Source organism: Spirosoma flavus (genome assembly GCF_054778555.1).
In genome coordinates this window covers 1,659,261-1,683,355 of record NZ_BAAGZL010000001.1, presented here as the reverse complement: position 1 = coordinate 1,683,355, position 24,095 = coordinate 1,659,261, and the positions used below count along the sequence as shown (strand labels likewise).

The 24,095-nt window shown below is 48.0% G+C and carries 21 protein-coding genes; 11 read left to right on the top strand and 10 right to left on the bottom strand.

Annotated features, from left to right (window positions below; all coding sequences use genetic code 11):
- Nucleotides 1–9: 9 nt before the first annotated feature.
- From ACYVF1_RS06495 to ACYVF1_RS06450, 10 genes are all read left to right on the top strand, one after another.
- A complete protein-coding gene (locus ACYVF1_RS06495) occupies nucleotides 10–417 on the top strand; it encodes a MarR family winged helix-turn-helix transcriptional regulator (RefSeq protein ID WP_461076770.1) in 408 nt (135 codons plus the stop codon).
- A gap of 19 nt (nucleotides 418–436) precedes the next feature.
- Nucleotides 437–907, top strand: a complete 471-nt coding sequence (locus ACYVF1_RS06490; protein WP_461076768.1) for a DinB family protein — start codon at nucleotides 437–439, stop codon at nucleotides 905–907.
- A 15-nt stretch (nucleotides 908–922) separates the two neighbouring features.
- The gene (locus ACYVF1_RS06485; protein WP_461076766.1) at nucleotides 923–1,453 is read left to right on the top strand and encodes a DUF4442 domain-containing protein; all 531 of its coding nucleotides are present in this window, start codon (nucleotides 923–925) and stop codon (nucleotides 1,451–1,453) included.
- A gap of 6 nt (nucleotides 1,454–1,459) precedes the next feature.
- Nucleotides 1,460–2,128, top strand: coding sequence for an alpha/beta hydrolase (locus ACYVF1_RS06480; RefSeq protein WP_461076764.1), 669 nt, complete (start codon nucleotides 1,460–1,462; stop codon nucleotides 2,126–2,128).
- 384 nt (nucleotides 2,129–2,512) lie between these two features.
- Entirely contained in the window at nucleotides 2,513–4,072 is a 1,560-nt protein-coding gene (locus ACYVF1_RS06475; RefSeq protein WP_461076762.1) for a DUF1800 domain-containing protein, read from the top strand.
- Nucleotides 4,073–4,177: 105 nt separating this feature from the next.
- The gene (locus ACYVF1_RS06470) at nucleotides 4,178–5,743 is read left to right on the top strand and encodes a DUF1501 domain-containing protein (RefSeq protein ID WP_461076760.1); all 1,566 of its coding nucleotides are present in this window, start codon (nucleotides 4,178–4,180) and stop codon (nucleotides 5,741–5,743) included.
- 637 nt (nucleotides 5,744–6,380) lie between these two features.
- A complete protein-coding gene (locus tag ACYVF1_RS06465; RefSeq protein ID WP_461076758.1) occupies nucleotides 6,381–9,545 on the top strand; it encodes a SusC/RagA family TonB-linked outer membrane protein in 3,165 nt (1,054 codons plus the stop codon).
- 26 nt (nucleotides 9,546–9,571) lie between these two features.
- On the top strand, nucleotides 9,572–11,035 hold the full coding sequence (locus ACYVF1_RS06460; protein ID WP_461076756.1) for a SusD/RagB family nutrient-binding outer membrane lipoprotein: 1,464 nt from the start codon (nucleotides 9,572–9,574) through the stop codon (nucleotides 11,033–11,035).
- Nucleotides 11,036–11,066: 31 nt separating this feature from the next.
- The gene (locus tag ACYVF1_RS06455; protein ID WP_461076754.1) at nucleotides 11,067–11,576 is read left to right on the top strand and encodes a hypothetical protein; all 510 of its coding nucleotides are present in this window, start codon (nucleotides 11,067–11,069) and stop codon (nucleotides 11,574–11,576) included.
- Between the two features lie 168 nt (nucleotides 11,577–11,744).
- Nucleotides 11,745–13,697, top strand: a complete 1,953-nt coding sequence (locus ACYVF1_RS06450) for a S8 family peptidase (RefSeq protein WP_461076752.1) — start codon at nucleotides 11,745–11,747, stop codon at nucleotides 13,695–13,697.
- A 121-nt stretch (nucleotides 13,698–13,818) separates the two neighbouring features.
- Here the strand turns inward: ACYVF1_RS06450 and ACYVF1_RS06445 are convergent, their stop codons facing one another.
- Complete coding sequence (locus ACYVF1_RS06445) at nucleotides 13,819–14,532, bottom strand: SDR family oxidoreductase (protein ID WP_461076750.1); 714 nt, start codon at nucleotides 14,530–14,532, stop codon at nucleotides 13,819–13,821.
- Nucleotides 14,533–14,708: 176 nt separating this feature from the next.
- Here ACYVF1_RS06445 and ACYVF1_RS06440 point away from each other — a divergent pair, with 176 nt between their 5' ends.
- Nucleotides 14,709–15,626 (top strand): porin family protein, encoded by a 918-nt coding sequence (locus ACYVF1_RS06440; RefSeq protein ID WP_461076748.1) that lies wholly within the window; start codon nucleotides 14,709–14,711, stop codon nucleotides 15,624–15,626.
- An 82-nt stretch (nucleotides 15,627–15,708) separates the two neighbouring features.
- Here ACYVF1_RS06440 and ACYVF1_RS06435 read toward each other — a convergent pair whose 3' ends face one another.
- The 9 genes from ACYVF1_RS06435 to ACYVF1_RS06395 all read right to left on the bottom strand — a co-directional run bounded on the left by ACYVF1_RS06435 (nucleotide 15,709) and on the right by ACYVF1_RS06395 (nucleotide 23,794).
- Nucleotides 15,709–16,428 carry a head GIN domain-containing protein gene (locus ACYVF1_RS06435; RefSeq protein WP_461076746.1) on the bottom strand — a complete coding sequence of 240 codons (720 nt, stop codon included), beginning with the start codon at nucleotides 16,426–16,428 and terminating at the stop codon, nucleotides 15,709–15,711.
- Nucleotides 16,429–16,587: 159 nt separating this feature from the next.
- Entirely contained in the window at nucleotides 16,588–16,803 is a 216-nt protein-coding gene (locus ACYVF1_RS06430) for a hypothetical protein (protein WP_461076745.1), read from the bottom strand.
- Nucleotides 16,804–16,849: 46 nt separating this feature from the next.
- On the bottom strand, nucleotides 16,850–17,317 hold the full coding sequence (locus ACYVF1_RS06425) for a MarR family winged helix-turn-helix transcriptional regulator (RefSeq protein WP_461076743.1): 468 nt from the start codon (nucleotides 17,315–17,317) through the stop codon (nucleotides 16,850–16,852).
- Nucleotides 17,318–17,458: 141 nt separating this feature from the next.
- Nucleotides 17,459–18,388 carry a citrulline utilization hydrolase CtlX gene (gene ctlX / locus ACYVF1_RS06420; RefSeq protein ID WP_461076741.1) on the bottom strand — a complete coding sequence of 310 codons (930 nt, stop codon included), beginning with the start codon at nucleotides 18,386–18,388 and terminating at the stop codon, nucleotides 17,459–17,461.
- Nucleotides 18,389–18,550: 162 nt separating this feature from the next.
- A complete protein-coding gene (locus ACYVF1_RS06415; protein ID WP_461076739.1) occupies nucleotides 18,551–20,017 on the bottom strand; it encodes an arginine deiminase family protein in 1,467 nt (488 codons plus the stop codon).
- Between the two features lie 131 nt (nucleotides 20,018–20,148).
- A complete protein-coding gene (locus tag ACYVF1_RS06410; RefSeq protein ID WP_461076737.1) occupies nucleotides 20,149–21,237 on the bottom strand; it encodes an aminotransferase class I/II-fold pyridoxal phosphate-dependent enzyme in 1,089 nt (362 codons plus the stop codon).
- A 72-nt stretch (nucleotides 21,238–21,309) separates the two neighbouring features.
- The gene (locus ACYVF1_RS06405; RefSeq protein WP_461076735.1) at nucleotides 21,310–22,347 is read right to left on the bottom strand and encodes a dipeptide epimerase; all 1,038 of its coding nucleotides are present in this window, start codon (nucleotides 22,345–22,347) and stop codon (nucleotides 21,310–21,312) included.
- Between the two features lie 31 nt (nucleotides 22,348–22,378).
- Nucleotides 22,379–23,041 (bottom strand): response regulator, encoded by a 663-nt coding sequence (locus ACYVF1_RS06400; protein WP_461076733.1) that lies wholly within the window; start codon nucleotides 23,039–23,041, stop codon nucleotides 22,379–22,381.
- An 84-nt stretch (nucleotides 23,042–23,125) separates the two neighbouring features.
- Nucleotides 23,126–23,794, bottom strand: coding sequence for a sensor histidine kinase (locus ACYVF1_RS06395; RefSeq protein ID WP_461076731.1), 669 nt, complete (start codon nucleotides 23,792–23,794; stop codon nucleotides 23,126–23,128).
- Between the last annotated feature and the right edge of the window lie 301 nt (nucleotides 23,795–24,095).

Sequence of the window (24,095 nt, the reverse complement as noted above, 5' to 3'; positions counted from 1 at the left end):
CTTTACACCATGACTACTGAAACGTATTGCATTGCGGGACGATTACGGATGTTGGCGCGGGTGATATCGTCCCGATACAACGAAGCGTTTACGGGCGAAGGCGTTACGTTCGCGCAGGCGGGTTTGCTCATGCACATTTTCGCGCAGCCGGGTATTCGTCAAGCGGAGCTTTCGAAACGATTGCAAATCGAAAAATCGGCGATGAGTCGGGATGTACAGTTGCTACAGAAAAACGGCTGGCTGACCGATAACATACGTAGCGGACTTTTTCTGACTGAAGAAGGCAGACTTTTAGCCAAACGATGCCACAAAATCTGGAAAGCGCTGAATCAGCATGTTTGGGCCGAATTAGGTCCCGACGCGACCCACGGCCTGACTATTTTCTCGGATAACGTAATCACTAAGCTTATTTCATAACTAATCATTCTTACTACGTATGACCACTGAATCCATCCAGCAAATGTGGCAGATGAGCCAATCGCCCTCGTTAGGCCCCACCCGAAAGCTCACCCCTGCTACGTATCGCAACCGGCTTACGCCCGAAACGGCCTCGGCGGGTTTTATTGCTCTGCACACGGCCGAGGTTATGCACCGCTTTGCGTTCATGCTGTTCGGCCGACCTGTCAGTATTCCGCTGCAAACCGTGGGTGGCGTTTCCGACGAAGGCCAGTCTCTTGATCTGGCTGCTGTTCAGCAAGCTGTGGAAGATGCATTTGCTATGATTACGGAACATATTGGAAAGCTCACCGATGAGCAATGGGCTGAACCTATTCCGTCTCCTTTTGGTGATTGGCCGCGCGTGCAGGTGTTGGTTTTTTTGATGCATCATAATTCCTACCATGCTGGCCAGATTGCTCAGGCGGCTAAAAAAGGAAGCGAAGTTGCACAGTTGGAACCGCAACCCTAAAGTAACTAATACGTTATGAAGCCTGCTTTTCTGCAAACACAACGTAGTGAATCGTTCAAATCGTGGCGCTTTCGGACATTCATGAATTGGTATCCGATGTATTTCGGAACGGGAGGAAAGATTCTGTTCTGGTCGAGTGACTGGCGGGAAGTACATCTTCGGCTCCGGCTGAATTTGTGGACGTACAACTACGTCGGGACCATCTTTGGCGGCAGTCTGTTTGCGGCTTCCGACCCGTTTTACATGCTTATGATTCTTCACAATCTGGGTAAGCAGTACGTTGTTTGGGACAAGTCGGCCAACATCCGATTCCGTAAACCGGGGCGCCAAACCCTCTACGCTCGTTTCGAACTAACCGACGAAGATCTTGAAACGATACGTCAGGACGTAGCACTGCATGGCCAGACAGAAAAAACGTTTCGGGTTCAATGGCTTGATAAAGAAGGCACAGTCTACGCCGAGCTTGAACGACTGTGCTACGTTGCCGACAAAAACCATTACGAGCAACGGAAGCGGGATAATCAACAATCACGCTTTCATCGTTAAAAAGCTATGTTACAGGAACATCATTTGTCCGTTCGCCGGACGGCCCGTTATTATACGCTCGGGGAACTAACTTCTCAGACAAAAAACATCTGGTTTTGTCTGCATGGTTTTGGGCAGTTAGCGCGCTATTTCAGCCGAAAATTCGAGAGTCTGGCTGATGAACAAACCGTTGTAATTGTGCCCGAAGGATTATCGCGGCTATATCTGAATGGCGAATTTCAGCGAGTAGGCGCTTCGTGGCTCACTCGCGAAGCCAAAGAGGAGGAAATTACTGATTTCCTGGACTATCTGAATACGCTGTACGACCGTATTCTGGAAGGCCGGGACCCAAACCAATTTCAGATTACGTTGCTGGGGTTTTCGCAGGGAGCAGCCACGGCTTGTCGATGGCTCAACTACGGCCATATTGCCGCCAACCGGCTTATTCTCTGGGCAGGATTTTTCCCGAATGGGCTGAGCGACGTAATCGATCCGACCAAGCTAACTTCGGTTGAGACTCACTACGTTTACGGCAAGCAGGACGAGTATTTTAACTTGCTCGACAACGTTGACACTTATTTAAAGCGAATGCAGAAAGAGGTTCCCAATCTGCAAATCACTGATTTTGCCGGTGGCCACCGGGTTGAGCCTGCGGTACTGCATGATCTCCTAACTACGGCCAATCACAAAGCATAAGGAAACAAATTCCTGTCAATCTCCCGAGAATACGCCTTATGGTATTATAATGTCGTTCTACTAAACAGCATACAAGCAGTAAAACCTGAGTACTGATACTGGTTTCCTACTGGTTATATCCCACCTTAATTTTCTGTTGTATAGTTTCATATCATACGAAGTCCACTCGATGACACGATAGTAAGTAATTTCCCTAGTTATATTAAGCCATATACCTAACCATATAATTAAGTATATTTACTATAGTATTTTAATCAACAAAGGAAGCGATATAGTTTATTAACTATTAAAAGTCAGTTAATTACAACTTACTTACTAAACGATTTTTGCGATTTTATGTCGATATTAAATCACTTTATCTAGTCGCATTTAATCGCTTATGTTGTGGCTTTACTCGATGCGTATACAAAACCTTTAACGACCGATCAAGTCATGTACTTGCTTCGGCGCGCTACGTTCGGCCCTACCCCCGATCAGGGGAAAACGCTGACCGGACAAACGGCGGCTCAAATCGTAGGAAAGCTCCTCACCGATCAGCCCGCACCCGCTCCGCCCCTCGACCTCGCTACCAGTAAACCGTTTCATGACCTGCCCTTTGATAGCACCAACGCTGGCAAACTAAATCTCTACGTTAAATATTGGTGGAGCAATGTCATGCTGAATCAGCCAGTGTCGCTGCTCGAAAAGATGACCCTGTTCTGGTCGAATCATTTTGTAACGAACGATGCCACGGTAAACGATTACCGATTTATGTATCGGTACAATACGTTGCTACGTCAGCACGCGCTGGGCAATTTCAAAACCTTCACGATTGCTATGACGCAGGACCCGGCTATGCTGCGGTTTTTGAACGGTAATCAGAACGTAGTAGGCACGGCTAATGAGAACTACGCTCGTGAGCTTCAGGAGCTTTTCACGACGGGACGTAACGGCGGCTATACCGAGACCGACATTCGGGAAGCAGCTAAAGTATTGACCGGCTGGGCCGATACGGGCTACCGCGATACCGCCAATGCAGCCATCGGTAGTACGTTCCGCGCCAATCGCCACGATACGACGGACAAGAAGTTTTCGGCAGCTTATAAAAATACGATCATAAAAGGACGTACCGGAGCCGACGCTGGCCTGGCCGAATTGACTGATCTGGTCGATATGCTGCTGACCAACCCCGAAACACCCCGCTACATCTGCCGGAAACTGTATCGCTGGTTTATTAACTTCGACATTCCGGATGCCATCGAAACCAATTTTATTCAGCCGCTGGCCGACCTGTTTCGCCAAAGCAATTTCGAGCTGAAACCCGTGGTGTCGGCGCTGTTGCAGAGCCAGCATTTTTTCGATGAGAGCGTTCGGGGAGCTGTGATCAAATCGCCAATGGATTTAGTGGTTGGTACGTTCCGGTTCTGGGGCCTTCAGGCGCCCGATCCGGCCCAGAGTACGGCCAATCTGACTGCTTATTATCAGATCGGTAATTACCTCTACAGCCGTTTGAAGGAGCAACAACAGGATATTCTGAATCCGCCTACGGTTTTTGGCTGGACGGCTTATTACCTGAACGACTATTATCAGCAGTGGATTAATTCCACTACGTTGGGGCTGCGTGGTTTTTTTGCCGATGCGCTTACCACCAACGCTTTGAAGCTAAATGGCAAACTAGCAGTAGACGTACTGGCTTACGCCAAAACGCTTTCCGACCCCACCGACCCCGCCAAACTAGTGAACGAGGCCGTAACTCAATTGGTGGCTATTCCGCTCGACCAGGCTCAGAAAGATTTCTTAACCGATACGGTGCTACTCAGTTCCATCCCGCGTTACGAATGGATTATTGAATGGAACGACTATATAAAGGCGCCGAACGATTCCGCCAAACGCCAGGCCGTCCAGATGAAACTGACGGCATTCATGCAATACATTTTCAGAATGGCCGAGTATCAGGTAAACTAAAGAGTGAAAGAGCGAATGAGTGAAATCGGACCGCCGAAGCGGAGCGAATTTCCAGCGCCAGCACTCATTCGCTCTTTCACTCTTTGAAACTGCTCTTTACTACTTATGAAGCGTCGTAATTTTATCCAGTTGGCGGCTTCGTCGCTGGCGTTGCCGGTTCTGATTGATGGCTTTGGGGCGAAAGCCTTTGCCCGGCCGTCGTCGTTTGTTCAATCGCTGATCAATCTAGCCGATCAGAGCGACCGGGTACTGGTTATCATCCAGTTACAGGGTGGCAACGATGGCCTGAATACGGTAATTCCGCTTGACCAGATGAGCGTATACACGGGCACAAATTTTCGAAAGAATATTGCCATCGCAGAAGATAAAGCACTCAAGCTCAAAAACTATCCGGCTACTGGTTTACACCCGGCCATGACAGGGATGCAGCAGCTTTTCAACGATGGAAAACTGAGCATTGTACAGGGCGTATCGTATCCTACGCCCAACTTCTCGCACTTTCGGGCCAGCGACATCTGGATGACTGCCGTTGATTCGAGCCAGACAGCGTTTTCGGGTTGGGCAGGTCGTTACCTGGATAAGCGTTTCCCGGATTTTCCCGACAAATATCCAACCGCGCAAATGCCTGATCCGCCCGCGATCCAGATCGGCTACGTAACGGCTACTACGTTGCTCAGCCCCACGGATTCGATGGCTATCGTTTTGCAGGACCCTGATACGTTCGCCCGGCTCGTCGGCGACAAACCCAATGCGCCTGCCACTACGCTCACGGGCTACGTAGGAAAACAGGTTGAGTTTATCCGGCAGCAGCAGGCTAGTTCGGTGAGTTATGCCGGACAAATCAAAACGGCAGCTACAAAAGGAAAAAATCTGGCAACCTATCCGGCTTCGAATACGCTGGCTGCTCAGCTGAAAATCGTTGCCCGGCTCATCAGTGGCGGGATGCAGACCAAAGTTTATTACCTGACAATGGGCGGTTTCGATACACATGCGACCCAAGTAGTAACAACTGATACGTCTACCGGTACACATGCTACGTTACTGAAAACGCTGTCGGATGCGATTCTTTCTTTTCAGACAGATCTAGCGCAGTTAAAAATCGAAGATCGGGTAGCGGGGATGACTTTTTCTGAGTTTGGTCGACGGGCTATTTCCAACGGGAGTTTCGGTACAGACCACGGTACGTCGGCCCCTATGTTTCTATTCGGTTCATCGATCAAGACGCAAATGGTGGGCAAGAATCCTAATCTGAGCGATCTGGACAATAATAACCTGAAAATGCAGACCGATTTCCGGCAGGTGTACGCAGCCATTCTGACCGATTGGTTCGGTACCGACGCCACTACAGAATCGGCTGCGTTGTTTAAGGACTTTTCAGTAGCGCCCGTTTTCCGGCAAACCGTTACGGATACAGAGCCTGTTGCAGCAGACGTAAAGCTTTACCCAAATCCGGCCTCCTCCGAGCTGACGCTGGAATCCAGTCTGCTTGGTCAGGGGATTGCTTCGCTGGAAATGGCTGATATGCAGGGGCGATTTGTATTGGTCGGTACGTCGCGGCCAAGCACTACGTCGGTACGTATTAACGTGGGACATTTACCGATGGGTAACTACATCTTGCGCGTCGAAACACCCCAGGGTTTACTCAGTAAACGAGTGATGATTGCCCGGTAAGGTTACGTATACTGCCGGTTTTAGTATCTATTTTTAGCATCCCGACGAAAGTAATACCCCGCATTTACTGGTGAAAAATTCCAGTAGATGCGGGGTATTACGTTTTACACCAACCTTTGCGTCGAGTAGGGTCATGCAGAGTTTACAAGGCCTGAGAGCAAGACGCAAAAGCCGTAATGAACTGGTATGAGCCTGTATTTGCAGAAGATTTTTTTCTGACATGCATCTTTTTGTCACTGACTTGTGTCTTTACGGGAATGGGTTTGCGGAACTCACAGGAAAATGATGGATCAGGCATACTGTTTATTGGCCTTTTAATTCGTTCAGCCGGAACCATCTATCAGGCAACTTGATTAGTTTCCATCAAATCATCCAATGTAGACTTAACCGTGCGTTAAGAGACAGGACTGATGAAAAGGTGAGATCTAGGAAAATTAATACTTTTCCGGGAACAAGTCGGCTGTAAAACACCTTTATTAAGTACTATTTTCTGTTATTCCAAGATGGTTTGAATGGGTGGTTAAATATATTTTAATGCGTTTAACCTGTTTAGACATAAACAGTTCCAATTCCAATCATTATCTTTGTTACCCATTTTCGTTTTAATTTTTAATGTCAATTTAATCTCTACTCACAAATGCGAAAAATTTTATTGGGAAGCTGGCTGCTTTCGCTGCTATTCTGCTTGCCAGTATTGGCGCAGGACGTTGCTGTAAAAGGCCAGGTCACTTCATCAGATGACGGCTCTACCCTACCGGGTGTGAGCATCCAAGTAAAAGGAACAACTCGTGGTGCAACAACCGATGCAAATGGTAACTACCAGATTTCGGTGCCAGCCGCCAGTCGATTGGTATTTAGCTACATTGGCTTCGCCAGTCAGGAAATTCCCGTTGGTAACGAGACAACGATTAATGTAAAACTCGCTAGTGGTACACAAAGCCTCGATGAAATTGTTGTGACAGCACAAGGTATTGAGCGTGACAAGCGCTCACTTGGTTACTCAACACAGGAAGTTGGCAGCTCGCTGCTGAGCCAGAAATCGGAACCTAACTTACTAAATGCACTCCAGGGTAAAGTAGCCGGGGTAAACATTGGTACGCAGAGTGGTGCTCCCGGTGCGTCGACAAACATCAACATTCGGGGTATTACGTCGTTCAACGGATCGAACCAACCGCTCATCGTGGTCGACGGAATTATCTTCAGCAATGATGTAAACGTTACGGGTAATACGTTGTTCCAGGCGCAATCATCGAACCGTCTGGCCGACATCAACCCAGAAACAATTGAGTCAGTTAACATTCTGAAAGGACCTGCTGCGGCTGTATTGTACGGATCGCGGGCATCGGCTGGCGCTATCGTTATCACGACCAAGTCGGGACGTAATCAGAATAACAAGACGGAAGTAACCGTTACGTCGTCGTACAACGTACAGAACGTATATGGTCTGCCCAGATTCCAGAATGAATATGGTCAGGGTACCAACAACCTGTTCGTCAATAACTCGACTAACTCATGGGGTCCTGCTTTTGCGGGTGGTCCAACGTCGGTAACTAACCTGCAGGGTCAGGTTGTTCCGTATCAGGCTTATCCAAACAACATTCAGGATTTCTACAAGCAGGGTAGCATTTTCCAGAATTCGATCAATATTGCCGGTGGGGATATGAATCGGAACTTCAGCCTTGCCATCGGTAACTCTACACAAAGCGGTATCACCGAACTGTCGAAATTTAACCGTACCAACGTACAACTGGGTGGCGAAACACGTCTGAACAATGGTCTGAAAGTTTCGGGAACTGGTACGTATGTGCAGTCAGTACAGACAGGTTCCATTCTGGGAAATGGTGGTAGTGCATTCGGTCAGATCACCCGGATTCCACGTAGCTACAACCTGGCTGGCGAACCATACATCGACGCTAACGGTCAGAGCATTTACTTCCTGACTACATCTGCTAACCCGAACTGGGCTATTCGTAACTCAACCCTCGAAAGCCAGGTAGATCGTTTCTTCGGAAACTTTACGCTGGCCTATGATATCACGAAATGGTTGAACGTATCGTATCGCGTAACGGGTGATACGTATACCGACCGCCGGAAATCGGTTGAAAACATCGGTGCTGCCCGCGCTCCACAGGGTTCGGTTACGCAGGATATCTTCTTCCGGTCTGAGCTGAACGGCGACCTGCTTATCAACGCGAAAACCAGCAAATTCTTCCTTGAAGGTTTGAGCGCTAACCTGTTACTAGGTAATAACATCAACCAGCGGAAAACGCAAAACCCGTTCGTGGTTGCCGAGCAGTTGACTATTCCAGGCTTCCTGAACCCAAGCAATGGCGCCGTTTTCACCAACAGTGGCGAAACCAGCACGCTACGTCGTCTGGTTGGTTACTATGCCCAGGCTTCGTTCGATTACAACAACTATCTGTTTTTGGAATTGACTGGCCGTGCTGACCAATCTTCGACCCTGCCAGCCAGCAACAATACGTATTTTTATCCTTCGGCTTCGATCAGCTTTGTTCCGACCGACGCCTTTAAGGTTCAGTCGAGTGTGCTGTCGTACGCTAAAATTCGCGCTAACATCGCCCGCGTAGGTCGTGATGCAGATCCTTATTTGCTGAACTCGGTATTTACCAAATCAGGTTATGGTAACAACGTAGCGAGCATTACGTTCCCGCTTTCAGTGGGCGGCAGCAGCCTGCCAGGATTTGGCATCAGCACACGGATTGGCAACAACGGTCTGAAGCCTGAGTTCGTTACGTCGTCTGAAGTTGGTTTAAATCTAGGCTTTTTCAACAACCGATTGAGCTTAGATGCTACGTACTTCTTCAGCCGTTCGACAGATCAGATCTTTAACGTATCGATCTCTAACTCAACAGGCTTCGACACCCGCACAACGAACGTGGGTGAATTGCAGAACAAGGGTATCGAACTTGTACTGACAGGAACGCCTGTTCGGGTTGCTGGATTCAAGTGGGACATCACGGCCAACTTTACGCGCATCCGTAACAAAGTTATCTCAATTGCTCCTGGCGTACTTCAATCGGGTATCACGGGTAACGGGTTTACGGGTATCACGCCATCTATCGTTGCGGGCCAGCCTTATGGTCTGATTGTTAGTACAGCTAACCCACGGGTACAAAGCACCGATCCGAACGCAGCCAACTACGATGCAAGCGGGCAGTATGCTGGTCAACTGGTAATCAACCCAACCACGGGTCAGTTTGCGCCGGGTCTTGCTGGTCAGGCGGTGTCTAACCCGAACCCAGATTATACGTTGGGTATTAACAACTCGTTCTCGTTCAAAGGCTTAACGCTGTCAGCTTTGATTGACATTCGTCAGGGTGGTCAGCTTTTCTCCTTTGCAGCGGCTGATTACCGTACGACCGGTGCCATCTACGCAACAGGTGTCGACCGCGACCAACCACGTATCCTTCCTGGCGTTATTCCGATCACGGGTGCCGATGGAAAAGTTACGGGTTACAAGCCGAACAACATCCAGTTGTCGTCGCAGGCATACTGGGTAGGTTTGGGTGGTCTGGCGTCTGAAGGTTCTGTGTTCGACGCTACGAATTACCGCCTGCGCGAAGTAGCCCTGAATTACGCTTTACCGAAGTCTCTGCTGAATAAAACGCCATTCGGCGCTATTTCGGTAGGTGTCAGCGGACGTAACCTGTTCTTCTACGCACCAGGGTATTTTACTGATCCAGAAGTAAACACGCAGGGTGCTGGTAACATCCAGGGTCTTGACCTGAACGGTCCGCCAAACACACGCAACTATGGTGTTAACGTCCGGCTTACCTTCTAATGACAAGTTTTAATTCGATTTCATCCATGAATAACATACTTCGAAAATCTGCCTTGCTTCTCCCCTTTCTAATAGGGATGGGCGGATGCAGTAAATTTCTTGATGTCAACGTAACCCCCAATAACCCGACGGCCGTTCCGAACTCGGTGTTATTGCCAGGGGCAGAATACGGCACTGCGTTTGCCAATGCGAACGAAATAAATCGGTTTGCCTCGACCTTGACCCAGCAACTGGCAGGTGCTGCCAACAGCCCAGCCAACTACGATGTATACGTACACACAAGTGCTGATTTTGGTAACCAGTGGCGTTTTGAGATTTATGACGGTGCACTCGTAAACTATCAGCAGATCATCAAGCAGGCCGATGCGTCGGGCTCGAAAGCGTATAGCGGTATTGCTAAAATCATGAAGGCATACACGTTTGCGCTTACGACTGATGTGTGGGGTGATATTCCTTACTCGCAAGCGCTACAGGGCGAAGCCGTTCTGCAACCTCGTCTGGATAAACAGGAAGATATCTACAAAGGCAATCAGACAGCGGGTATTCAAAGCCTGTTCGACCTGGTTCGCGAAGGTCTCACTGATCTGAGCGCTACGTCGGCAACGAAGCCTGGCAACGATGACGCTATCTACAAAGGCGATCTGGCCAAATGGCGTCGGGCCGGTAATACGTTGCTGCTTAAACTGGCTAATACGATCAGCCGGAAAGAGCCTGCACTGGCTAAATCGGTTATCGATCAGGTTATTACGTCTGGCGATTACATCAAAACGAACGCCGATGACCTGAACGTTACGTTTGGCGCCAGCGTTGGTAGCCGCGACCCACGTTTCGAATACACGAACATCAGCTCGTTTAAAGATGACCTGATCATGAGTACGCGGTACCTGACCCTATTGCAGGGCCTGAACGATCCTCGTTTGCCGATCTTCTTCACAAAACCAGCCGCAAATTACGTAACCTGGGACAATGGTCAGACAGGAGCCCGTCCATCGCCAACCAGCACTTGGTCGCGTTACAACGCTTATGTTACGGGCGCAAATGGTGAAGGACCTGTTCGTTTGATTACTAATTTTCAGCGGGCTTTCATTCTGGCCGAATCAGCTCTGATTCTGGGTACAGCAGGTGATCCACAGGCGTTATATACCGAAGGCATCCGCGCTTCGATGACGCTGGCCGGACTGACGGCGGCTCAGATTGATACGTATCTGGCAGCTAATCCTAAAGTTGCTACGTTAACCGGAACCAACGCCCAGAAACTGGAGCAAATCATCACGCAGAAATACATTGCGTTTACGGGTAACGGACTCGAAACCTGGAACGATTATCGTCGGACTGGTTATCCTACGTTACGTGATTCGCAAAATGCTGTGGGTATCGACGGAACCCGCCCTGTACGTGGCCTATACGTATCACAGGAATTGGAGCGGAATCCGAACTTCCCAAACCCAGCTCCTCAAACGAATGTCAAACTGTGGTGGGATGTTGACTAAGCCTGGTCAGCCCGTTTAACAAAGAAATCAAATGAAACAGAACATCATAAAAGGACTTTTTCTGGCACTGCTGGCGATGACTACCTTCGCCTGCAAAGATGATTTACAATATGGTCCGCTGGTACGTGATAACCGGCCCGCCGTTCCCGTTACGTTCCCCGGCGCAACGACCTGGGGTGGTAACCCATTTATCGAAGTATCGGCCGCAGGTAACGGCGCGATTAAGTTTACGCTCTCGATTCCAGGCACTTCTGGCCGGACAATCAAAGAGATTACGAAAGTAGCCGGTGGCAGCACAGCGATCAACGCAGCTTCTCTGGGTACCGCATCGGCCATTGTCAATACGGCTCCTATTGCGGGTTCAGGAACGCAGGCGGTGTTTGAAACGACTCTGACTGCTTTTAAAACCAAATTTCCGAGCGTATCCGTTGTTCCAGGTACGGTGACGGTTCCTCGCGAAATCGCCTATATTTTCCTGGTAACGCTCGACGACAATACGGAGATCATTACGCAGCAGGTACGGGTACGGGTGATTCCGTAAGCTTTCAATCGTGTAGTTTCAAAGAAGCCTCCCAAGATTTTGGGGGGCTTTTTTGTTTTATTTTGGTGTACATGCATCATTTTGTTAATGGTTATAGTCGTTATAGTAACGAATTAGCGATGCCCTCTAAAAAGTAGTAGTTTAGACAAAATGTTCATCAACTTTCTAATGCGTATATTCCAAAGCCATTGGCTGATTATTCTGCTTACGCTTGCATGGACTCAAGTGGCGTGGGCTCAGTTGCCTCTTCGGGGTACACGCTGGCAGGTCACTCGTGGTGCCGCGAACGATGGAGCCGTTCGCCTGAATTTTCGAAATGATACGTTGCTGGTAACTGCTGGTAACGTAGCACTCGAAACCATGAGCTATAAACAGGTAGGCGATACGTTATTTATTCAGAAAATTTCCGGGCAAAGTGCCTGCGAAACAAACGTAACAGGGCTTGTTAAATTGACCTACCGAGACAACGGGGAGACGTTTACGATACAACCCATCAGCGACGATTGCCAGGAACGTAGTAAGGCGCTGACAGCATCAGCAGTTTTCACCCGTATTCGCACTAATCCCAACCAGCCGCCCCGCAACTGGCCTTACCTTGACCCTCAGGCCGATTCAATCGCCGGTATTAGTCTGTATCGCGCCTACGACCTACTACGAGGTAAACCGTCGGTTCCTGTGGTGGTGGGTGTACTAGATTCGGGTGTTGATCTGACGCACGAAGACTTGCGCGACGTAGTGTGGACAAATCCTAAAGAGAAACCTGGCAACAATATCGACGACGATAAAAACGGCTATACCGACGATGTAAACGGCTGGAATTTTATGGGTGCCAAAGATGGTACTACGTATGAATACGACCAGCCCGAGATTACGCAGACGTACCTGCTCTTTAAAGCAAAATACGACAACGCAAATCCAGCGACACTGAACGCCACCGAAAAACGCCAGTATGCTACGTATCAACAGGCAAAAAAACAGTTTTTGCAGCATTTTAAAGCTGACTGGCCTAAGCACGTAGCTCTTTCAGATACCGTAAAATTTTGGCAGGTAGCCGATCAGATTCAGGCGCAGTTGCCAGATAGTGCTACGTCGCAGGGAGCAATTCGAGCTATTAAGCTGCCTTCAGATTCAGTGACTGCTGCTGCTCAATCTATACTGGCCGATGCCTACATGCCTAATTATGGCCCATTTCGGCGGTACACTACGTTAATTCGACGTAACTGGAGCCGATTTCGGCAGGTGATGGGCAGTGAAGCCGATATTGCTTACAATCCTAATTACAACCCACGCCAGGCCGTGGGCGATGACCCAAGCAATCCAAATGAGCGCTACTACGGTAGTCCGCGCATGCTACTGGGCGATTCTGAACAGTTGGCCTTACATGGAAGTCATGTTGCGGGTATTATAGCGGCCAAACGTAATAACGGACGGGGGATCGACGGCGTTGCTGATAATGTGCGAATTATGCCAGTTGCAGTGGTTCCGTCGAATGGCGACGAGCGCGATAAAGACGTAGCAAATGGCATTCGGTATGCCGTTGATAACGGAGCCAAAGTGATCAATATGAGTTTTGGGAAGCGGTTGTCGCCTTTTAAGGAGCAGGTCGATGCTGCCATTCGATACGCCGAAGAACACGACGTATTGATTGTTCACTCATCGGGTAACAACGGCGAAAATATTGATTCCGTAGCGTCGTATCCATCCGCCCGGTATGAAAATGGAAAACTGGCGCAGAACGTACTGGTAGTCGGAAATAATACGTGGCGATTAACGGAAGTGTTACCGAGTCGTTCCTCTAATTACGGAGTTCAGATGGTCGATCTTTTTGCACCGGGCACTGACATTCTCTCTACGTTACCTCGTAACCAATACGCCAGTTTTTCGGGTACCAGTATGTCCTCGCCCATGACGGCGGGCGTAGCGGCTTTGCTCCGCTCCTACTTCCCGACGTTGACGGCCGTTCAGGTGAAAGAAATTTTGATAAAGAGTGCGTACCGACCTCTTTTACAGGTACGAAAACCGGGACGCTCGGGGCAAAAAATAAACTTCAGCGAGCTAAGCCGTTCGGGCGGAATTCTGAATGCGTACGAAGCGGTGAAGCAGTGTCTGAATAGGGATTGATTTATGAACCGGGATTTAGCGGATTGGGGGATTTTCAGGATTTTGTTAAATGAATGAGACGCTTCGAAGAAGCGAGAGCAAAATCCTGAAAATCCCCCAATCCGCTAAATCCCGGTTCTGACTACCAGTCAACTTCCTGTTTGTCGTGCCAGAATTTCCCGGTTTCGTGTGTGGGAGCTTCAGTGGCTAGCCACACGATGGTTTCAGCTCCTTTTTCTACGGGACGGTTTGCCCCCGGACCGCCCATATCGGTACGTACCCAGCCGGGATCAACGCAGTTAACGACTATATTTTGTGCGCTGAAAGCACCAGCAAATTGTTTTGTTACAGCGTTCAAAGCGGTTTTTGAGATACTATAAGCAGGGGCATATGTAGTCATGTCTTTCAAGGCTCCGGCTCCGCTCGATACATTAATAACGCGCCCCCCCGAAGGACTTTTAGATAGAAAATCCGCAAAATCCTGCGTTACCAGAATCGGCCCCATTACGTTAGCTTTCAGGGTTCGTTCGAGCATTTCAACATTTAGGCGAAGTATATTTTCGCCGTGATCTTCCAGTATGCCGGCGTTGTTAATCAATACGTCCAGATGATCGGCTTTCTGCGAGAACGTACCACAAGCGGTTCGAATACTTACCGGATCAGTTACATCGAGTTGAATAAACGTAGCTTCATAGCCCTGTTGGCATAATTCTTCGGCGGCTTCACGACCTTTTGCTACGTCGCGGGAGCCGATGAAAACTGCAAATCCCTGCTGGGCCAGTTGTCGGGCAATTTCTTTACCAATTCCTTTATTAGCTCCTGTAATTAGTGCTGTGCGCTGGTGTTCCGTTTTCATAAAAATCGGTTGACTACATACTGGTAGTCATGTTGTCTACTTACTTACTGTTAACCCCTGTAAAATGTTTTTGGAAATTAACCGTATACTCAACTGGCCGACCGTTCACTCAGAATGTCCCAGAATTTTAGTAATTAGCGACTAATCTTGTAGCACCCTATTCGTAAAGTATCCTTATGAAACTATTATATTCTGTGCTCGTGCTGACCGTTTGCCACACCGGGTTAGCCGTTGCTCAAACGACTTCACCATCGAAACCCTCTGGTTCAACCACACCAAACACGAATCGACCATCTTCCACTACACCCAACCGTCGACAGGAGCTTTACGATCAGTACAATAAAACTACTCAGAAACCGTCGACGCCTTCATCGACTACAACCAACACATCCAGACCGTCAACACAGTCGACTCAGCCGACTCCTACTTCCAACCGACCAACGCCCATTGAGCAGTCGGCTCCAACGACGTCTGGCAATTCGTCGGGTAGTACATCGGGTAATTCGTCTGGCAGTATGTCCGGTAACAATCCTACTAATACATCTGGTAGCACATCAGGCATTCGGATCGGGGCACGGGGAGGTGTCACGTATCCGATTTATCTGGAAACTCTGCCGGTGGGAGTTAAGTCAGGTATAGGTTTTACAGGCGGAATTACGTTCAATTTTGGCGCAGGTACGCTGTCTTTCCAGCCCGAAATCAACTATACTCGATACTCGGCTAAGGTAAGTTCATTAGGTATTAGCACCATCACCCAGGCTGCCGACTTTATTGAAGTACCTCTGTTTCTGAAGATTTCGTCGGGCACATACGAAGGGAATCGCTTCTTTGTAAATATTGGTCCGTATGCTTCTTATGCTTCGAGTGTGAGTATCGACGGCAGAAAATTATCGCTGGATGGGGCAAGCGACCGCTTTGGGTTTGGGGCTGCTTTAGGTGTTGGGGCTGCGCTTTTGGCAGGGCCGGGACATTTTACTGTTGAAATACGCGGCCTCTACAACTTGGGTAATACCGCTGATGGCTTCAATACAGATTCAAAAACAATACTAGGTCAGGCAGCTGTTGGGTACATTTTCCCATTGGGTGGCCGATAATAAAAAATCTTTCTCATAGAGTGGGTTTTCAGAATGGCGACGACCGTTGGGCGTCGCCATTTTTGTATTGATAGAAAAGCAGTTACCCACGTTTCTTTATTTTTGACAGGCCAGATACCTCCTGCGATTTGACGGTCGGATTACCAGAATAAGTTAACGTACTAACCCCATCGGCAGAAGCCGCCAATGATTCTGTTACGTGGATATCGGCATGGCTGGCCCCCTCCAACTTCACTTTCGAACGGGCAACAGTTAGTTTCTCTGCATCCAGGTGTCCGGCGCCCGATAGGTGAATTTCCGCTTCTGCTACGTTACCCTGCAATGTAGCCCGCGAGCCGTCTTTTACAGTTAAATCGAGGTTTTTGGCAGTAATCGTGGCCGTCAATTTGCTTCCCGTTTCCACAACCAGAGCAAGTTTATCGCCCTGAATAGGTAATTCTGATTGAATAGAGCTACCTGTGCTGACCATTGCGCGGTCTAATTTAGCTACGTGTATAGTAACCGTAACACCTTTCGTTTGCTTGAAATGCTTGTGATTGTTAAGCATTACGGTCAGTTCGCCGTTTTTTACATCGGTTAATACGTGTTCCAGTACGTTGCTTTCACCTTCCAGCTCTGCCTTTGTCGCATCGCCTGATACGATACGTACCCGCGTGCCGATACGTACATTCAGTTTGGTAAATGAGCCAACGGTTCGCTGTTGTTTTACGATCTGGCCGTTGCCCACAATGTCGTCCTGAGCAAAAGCAATCTGAATCCCAATAAAGGCAAGTGCGAAAGTAAGGGTGCTGATTTTCATCATTTGAATAATTGTTAGTAGCAATCAATATAGGCAATGATGATTATTCACCGCAAAACGTTGCCTAATCTTACCAACGTAATGAAAATAAAAAATGCCCAATCAGGGCATTTTGACTTTTGCTAAACTATGTAGTTGCTACGTCTATACGTTCTTATTACGTTAAAAAAGCAGTTTCCATCCGTTGAAAAACAGGTCTTTACCTGGCTGGCCCGACCACTGCTGTTCACTAATCGTTTCGTCTATATTTGCAGTAGGCTCATCTTTCTGCACAACAATAGCCGAAATTCCTTCCTTAGCCAGCAGGCGGCAAATATCTTTTGTTGCGTTTGTAGCTTTACCGGCAACCAATCCTATAGTTTCCTCTTTTGTTCTCATGGCTAATGATTTGTTGTATGTGCAAACAATTTCTTTTAGAAAATTTTTAAATGCCTTCGCCTAATGCTTTGGCCGCGCTGAATACCTGCTTCGTTAACTGACAAACTGTGGTTTCGCCAAGTACTTGCGAATATCTCGCCCCTACCCGATCCCACGCCTGAGCAATTTCTGGCTGAATTGCTTCTCCTTCTGCTGTAGGATATATCAGGGTTTTCTTTCCTTCCGACTCTCGCCGAACCAGACGTTTCTGTTCCAGTTTCTCAACCAGACGCGTAATCGTCGATGGCGTAAGGCAGAGCGATTCACTTAATTCTGAGGGCGTTATACCCGGCTGCTCTACTACTTCACACAGCATATATGCATGTGAATAGCACAACCCAAACCGTCCAAATTCTTCGTCGCCAATGACGGTGATGGCACGTGACAGGGCATTGGCTGAAAAAAGTAGACAAGCACTGTACCGCGATTTTGAGGTTTTAACCTCTGCAATTGTACTCGTTGTTACGTTATTCATTACGTTCACTTCCGTACTGTGGCTACAAAGGTAAAAACGATATTTGTATGTGCAAACAAAAATTTAAAAAATTCATAGAATTAATGGGTAAAGGTTGATGACGCTTTTGCGTTCGTTCTCAATCTTTACCCTCTGTCTATGCTATTTCCTTGGCAAGTGAACTTCGGCCAGCATACAACGGGCAGAACCACCGCCGTTGCCTTCAATAATCGATAGGTCGAAGTGAATCAACGTAGCGTAATCGTCCAGCAGGTCGATTTGTCTGGGCGTGAGTGACTCGAAGGCGCGGTCCGACATTACCAATAGTTTTTGGCCTTTGCGGGTCTTTACCATCAGCATGTTACCAGCAAAACTAGCCATCTGTTCCAGCGAGATATCGATCACCCGTTTACCCAGGTTTTCTAGTTCCTGACGCATCATCAACCGCTCATCGGGATCGCTGATTGCAGATAGACACACTACCGCAAACGTATCGGCAATACACATCAATACGTTGGTATGGTAAATCGGTTGCCCGTTGGCGTCAGCAGCTTTGAACGATACGGTTCGGTACCCCGTCTGACGTCCAAATTCGGCCAGTACGTCAGGGTGCGTTCGGGGCGACAAGCTGGCAAAGGCTACGCGATTCATCCGGTCGAGCACCAGGCTCCCCGTTCCCTCCAGAAACTTACCCTCTTTTTCAAAATGCGTCAGATCGATAATTCTGGCTACGTGAAATCGCTTGCCTAAATCATCAATAATATCCTGCCGACGTTCGAGACGGCGGTTTTCGGCCTGCATTGGATAAAGCACAACTGTTCCGCTGGCATGAAACGAAACCCAGTTGTTCGGAAAAATCGAATCAGGTGTATAGGGCTCAACCGTATCTTCATACACCATAATGTCGACTCCCAGCGCCCGGAGGTTACGCGCCATTTCATCGAATTCACGTAGGGCATCTTCCTGGGCAACATCCTTCGTCTGCGCAGCCAGTTTAATGTCCTGAAATGCGTTCGATGCGGCCGTTTGTTCGTTAAAACCGAATCGAACCGGACGAATCATTAAAATACGGGAAGTAGCCTGTGATTGCATGAACTAGTATACGTTTGTAAGTCAGTACGTTCGCTAATTTGCCTTGATAACATACTATTTTCTGGGAGCAAGTTAATACAATCCGGCTATTTGTTCAATGCTTTGCCGGGTGTAGGGTAGTCACAGGATCTGAGTCAGGCTGGAGCTTGGTCAAGACTCTCTTCACACTTCTTCACGCCAGAGGGGCAAACTCATGCAGTGCGAACCACCCCGAGCCCGGCTTAACTCGGCCGAAGGAAGCATGATGAACGTATTTTCGATTGTTTCGGGAGATGATTCGTTCCGCTCAAAACGGTCGAGCAGTTTGGCGGCCTCAATAACTTCAAATCCAGCCGATCGAAACGCATCAGCAGTTTTTTCGTTCCGGTCGTAACCGATCACAACCCCATCTTTCAGAGCCAGCAGATTACACGAATCCGTCCATTGTTCGCGGGCACCAAACGGAAATTCGTTATTGCCCGAATAAATAAACTGAACGGATTCAGTAGCACCGAGATCATTCTTGCTAATGTCGGTCAGCAAATCTTCGAGGTTTTCAATTTCGATAGGCTTGTGTTCCAACCCCTTAATGAATTGCAGAATTTTAAGATCTTGCGATACGTCGGCTGGAGCGAAAAAATGAATGACGTCCCGTTTTTTGGCTTCGTCACCCGTACGAGCCAGCGCCCCCAGCAATACCCATACGTTCCGTTTCACCTGCGTGAAAATCGTGTCGATATGCATATAATCCCGCTTTTTCGGAATCTTGATAATCGTGACCGTATCGATCAGATTTTTGCTGAATAAAATGCGCATCACCTGCTGAGCGGCATACAACGTAGTACGCTCGCTGACACCAATTAGCAGATGCCGTTTCGAAATCATCATCACATCACCTCCCTCCAGAGTTGAGCGTGTTACGTCGCGGTTGATGTCGGTATCGGAGAGCAGAAAAGCATGTTCGTTATCAGGGATTTCGATGATTTTATCCTGATACTGAGCAAAGAGCGGATGATTAAAGAAAATATACTGCGTTAATAAAGCTTCACGGGTACGCGCCGATTTGGCCGGTTTATTGAGCAGAATATGGTCGTTTATAACAATGCCAATATCGCGGGTGAAGATGAAGTTCGGCAGGGGTGCAAAGAGCATTGTCAAATCAGGTAACGAACCCGAAATCATGATTTTAGCCAATTCAGCCGGTTCATGCTGATTTAACTGTTGCTGCGTCTGGAACGAAGTCCGTTCGATGCCGCAAATAGCCGCAATCAGGCGAATACGTATCGACTCATCTACCAGAATATCAGCCAGTAATGACTGAATATCCAGTACGTTGTCTGACCGGAAATAATCCGGATTGTCCGGTTTAAAAAACGCGCGATTTGATCCAGGGCTAAGCGAACTGATTTTCCCCCGGATTTTCTCGGGGTCTAGAAAATATAACAGAAGTTTAACGTAGTAATCGTACTCATCCCGGCGCATCATGTCCAGATGCACAATATCTTCAAACAACCAGTCCTGTGCTTTTGAGGGTACTACTTTCCCTAAACCACGGTCGGGACTATGAATCAAGAGTTTCCGAAGCGTACCGATTTCAGACGAAACCTGAACACCAAAGGGCTTTGGCGACGTTTGATTGTTCTGTGGCATTGATCAGTGGTAATAGCTATTTCTACGTTACGTTCCCCGAACAAATAAGTTTGGCCGGGACGAAGCGTGATTTTGCAAGGTACAGGTTTACCTATAGATAACGAAATGAGCCGTACATGACTAGCCAAGAGTTAGGAGCCGTACGTATTGATACACTCGGCGAGTCGCTCGATGTCTTCTGACGTATGAAACGCGCTGATCACGATACGGGTATTTGCCCGGTCGGCAGCTGTAGGATAAGCAAACGAATAGATGAGAATCTGGTGACTGAGCAACTTCTGGTATAAATCATCGCGCTCTGTAAAAAAAACAGGATAGCCTTCCGCGTGCTGAAATATACCTGTAGGACGTAGCAATTTTTCGGCTAGTAATATGTTCTCCATCAGCCGATTATATCCTTCTTTGTATAACGTATCAGCCTGGCAGTAAGCGTCTAAATAAGCGGGAGGCATGGGCGAACAGGCCCCAAAAAACGCGGTTTGACGTAGTGATTGCAACGTAGCAGAATTGCTAAAAATTACTCCCCCTGGCAATCCCATCGCTTTAGCCAGCGAAGCCGTTACCAGCAGCCGTACCGAACTTCCCACGGAATCCAGTTTCTGCTTGATTTCCGGCCAGATGCCCCGCCCCTCGTTCAATACGCCCAAACCATGCGAATCATCGACAACGAGGGTTATCGGACGGTCGTCAGGAAGTGAACGTATCCAATCAAAATCATAGTAAATCGAGGCTACCGCATCCAGTGAGTTGACCATAATTGCTACGTGTGCGGGAGGTGTATTTCGCAGTTGATCAGGCAATTGACTCGCCCAGTCGGGAAAGGATAGTGCCGGAAGTGTAACGTTGGGCTTATGCCAAAGGGCCGGATGAGCTTTAGGGGCGTAAATAAACGTAGCGTCCTCTGCCCGCAACCAATTGACAATCGCCTGACCGGCCATCATACCCGATGAGAGCGTCAGCGACGTAGCATTCGGTACGTTGCCCATCGCCCACGCAGCTAGTCTGGCTTCCGCGATTTCGTAAATTCCTAACCGAAGATTGCCGTTACGTGAACTGCCAAAAACAGTACCGTAACGCACCATAGCTGCCTGAGTAAGTTGCTGAAAGGCAGAGTTTTGCGGCAAGCCTAAATATGCTGTTCCACTAAAAAAGAGATAGTCCTGACCGTTATGTTCGACAATTCGATTGGGAAGGTGATCTATTTCAAAAATTTCGCTCATTGGCTATATAGAGTCCCGACCGACTCGGGCTGTTGAAGTCGCATTAGCGACTAATTACAAACCATCCGGCAATTACGACAGCCGGAGCCTGTCGGGGCCATTCAATCGTACGCCCGTTCCGTTTTCCTGGGCATATACTACGTTGCCATTGTTGAACGTAACACCGGTAGCGGGGTCATTAGCGATCAGCATAGCGCCATCCAGGTCAGCGTAATCCAGTAGCGGAAGTAGCTGCGCAATGGCCGAAATGCCTACGCTTGACTCGGTCATACAGCCAACCATTACGCTTAGATTTAGTGCCCGGGCGCGGGCAATCATCCGTCGGGCGGGGGTTAAACCACCACACTTAGTCAGTTTGATATTCACGCCGTGAAAATAGCCCGCACATCGGTCAACATCGCTTTCCACGATACAGCTCTCGTCGGCGATAATCGGAAGGGCACTACGCTCAAATACGGCTTTTGCTCCTATCCAGTCATCGGCAGGTAGCGGCTGTTCAATAAATTCTACGTTCAGGTTTTTCAGTAGTTTCGATTTCACAATGGCTTCCTCCGCCGTCCAGCCGCAATTGGCATCTACCCGAAACAGCGCATCCGTATGTTGCCGTAAAGTCTGCACCAAAGTAATATCCTCATCTGGGCGGCCTAGTTTTATTTTATACAAAGGCCACGGACATTCCTGCATTTTGGACACCATTTTTTCGGGCGTAGCAAGCCCAATGGTATAATCGGTTATGGGGCTCGTTGCAGGATCAAGATTCCAGAGCTGATAAAGTGGTTTCTGCTGGCGTTTGGCCCATAAATCCCAAGCTGCCTGATCAAGTGCACAGAGCGCAAACGGGTTCTGCGACAGAGAAGGCTGCATATCAGCCCAAAATTCTTCTGGATTGTTTAAAGAATGATTTTCGATACGTTCCCGAATGGTTTCAAGGGCAGCTATCATGCCATCGATGGTAAAGCCGTAATACTTGGTAGCGGTAGCTTCCCCAAAACCACTGTATTGTCCATCACGAAGTTCTACCAGTAAGGTTGGCTGTACATCGCGACTGTCGTGGGCAATGGTGAATGTATGCTTCAGCCGTAAATCAACCGGGTGGAAATGTAACTGCATCTGCCTGAAGTTTTTGCAAAGATAACAGTTGTTACGGCCTGCCTAAGTCGCGTAAGTCGATTAATCCCAGCCGTAGTGCTTCAAGTACCATACCTGTACGGCTTTTTACATTCATCTTTTGAAAGATGGCTTCACGATAGCCGTCTACCGTCCGGGGCGCTACGCACATAATGTCCGCAATTTCGACATAGGTTAAATCGCTGCTCGCCAGTTTCAGAAATTTCAGTTCACGGTCGTTCAACTGAGGTATCGTATTAGAACTTGACTCGCCCGGCGACAGGTTCCGAATCAGTTTATTCGTCAGGAATTCGGAGTAATGATATCCTTTCGTACGCACATCATCTAAAGCCAGACGCAGTTCAGAAGGTCGACAGCCTTTCAGTAAATAAGCCCGCACACCTAGCCGTACCATTCTGGCAACATCTTCTTCTTTGTCGAACATGGACAGGACTATTATTTTCACACCGGAATGGTGCTGCTGCAGATATTGAGCCGTTGCAAATCCATCCATTTCGGGCATATGCAAATCCAGTAAAACTATGTCAGGTATCTGCTTGTCATTAATGTTTGTGATTAATTCTCGCCCATTTTCAGCGACAAACAAAACGTCATAGCCATCAAATTTTCGAATCAATTCAGAAAGTGCCTGAGCCAGCAAATGATGGTCATCAACGATGGCAATGGTTGTGGACATAGGAAGGGCGGGGTGTGTAAAAATGCAGCCTGAAAGTTACTGGGTTGCGCCCCGTTTTACAATTTCTATAGATACATTTTGTTTTTATTGAGACTGACGAGGCAACTTAATTTCAATACATGTACCTGATTCAGGCTTTGTATCAATGGTACATATACCTCCCAGCAGTTTAGTACGTTGATAAAGATTGTTTACACCCGAGCCCGATTTATTAACCTGACGGTTCGCAGCTTCGACTAAATCAAAGCCATGTCCATCATCGGCAATCAATAACCCAAAGCTGTCTGGCTGATAATCTGTAGTTACTAGTAAGGTTTTAGCGCCGGCGTGTTTAATGGCGTTATTGAGAGCCTCCTGCGCCATTCGAAACAGGATAATTTCAGTTTCATCACCAAGTTCATAAGGGTTTCCTAATACGTTCAAATGCGTTTGGAAGCGTTTCGTATGTCCAATACGTTCTAACTCAAACGTAAGGCTCTCGCGCAAGCCAAACCGGCGAACAGTGCTACTATCCAACGTTTTAGCTAGTTGACGAACTTCCTGAATTGTCTGATCGATTGTTTTTACCAATTGTTCCACAGCCGACTGCAATGGAGATTGCGCCAAATCTTCTTCTAGCCAGTTAGCATGTAACATAGCCACCGACAGCATCTGCCCTACGTTATCATGCAATTCCCGTCCGACGTACTCAAGGGTTTGATTTTGCGTTTCTAACTGTGACTGGAGAAGTTCACGCTGATAAGCTTCTTGCATATTTTTAATATCTCTGAGATGGTTCTGTGCTCGTTGTCGATAACGTAGTATAGCAATACCTACTACTCCTGAAAGAAGTATCATTAATACCGTACTGGCAACGACGGCTACGTAAATTTCTTCGTTCGCTCGGAGCATAGGAAGGCCACCGAAAAGGAAATATATAAACAATAGTTTAAATTCTTTATGACTAGTTGATGTAGTTCTTTAGCCATTGCTGTTTCTCGGGTATCAATATAGGCATAGACAAAATTAAAAAAGAAGATACCAGCGTGAAAAAGTAGCAGACCGAAGCAAATCC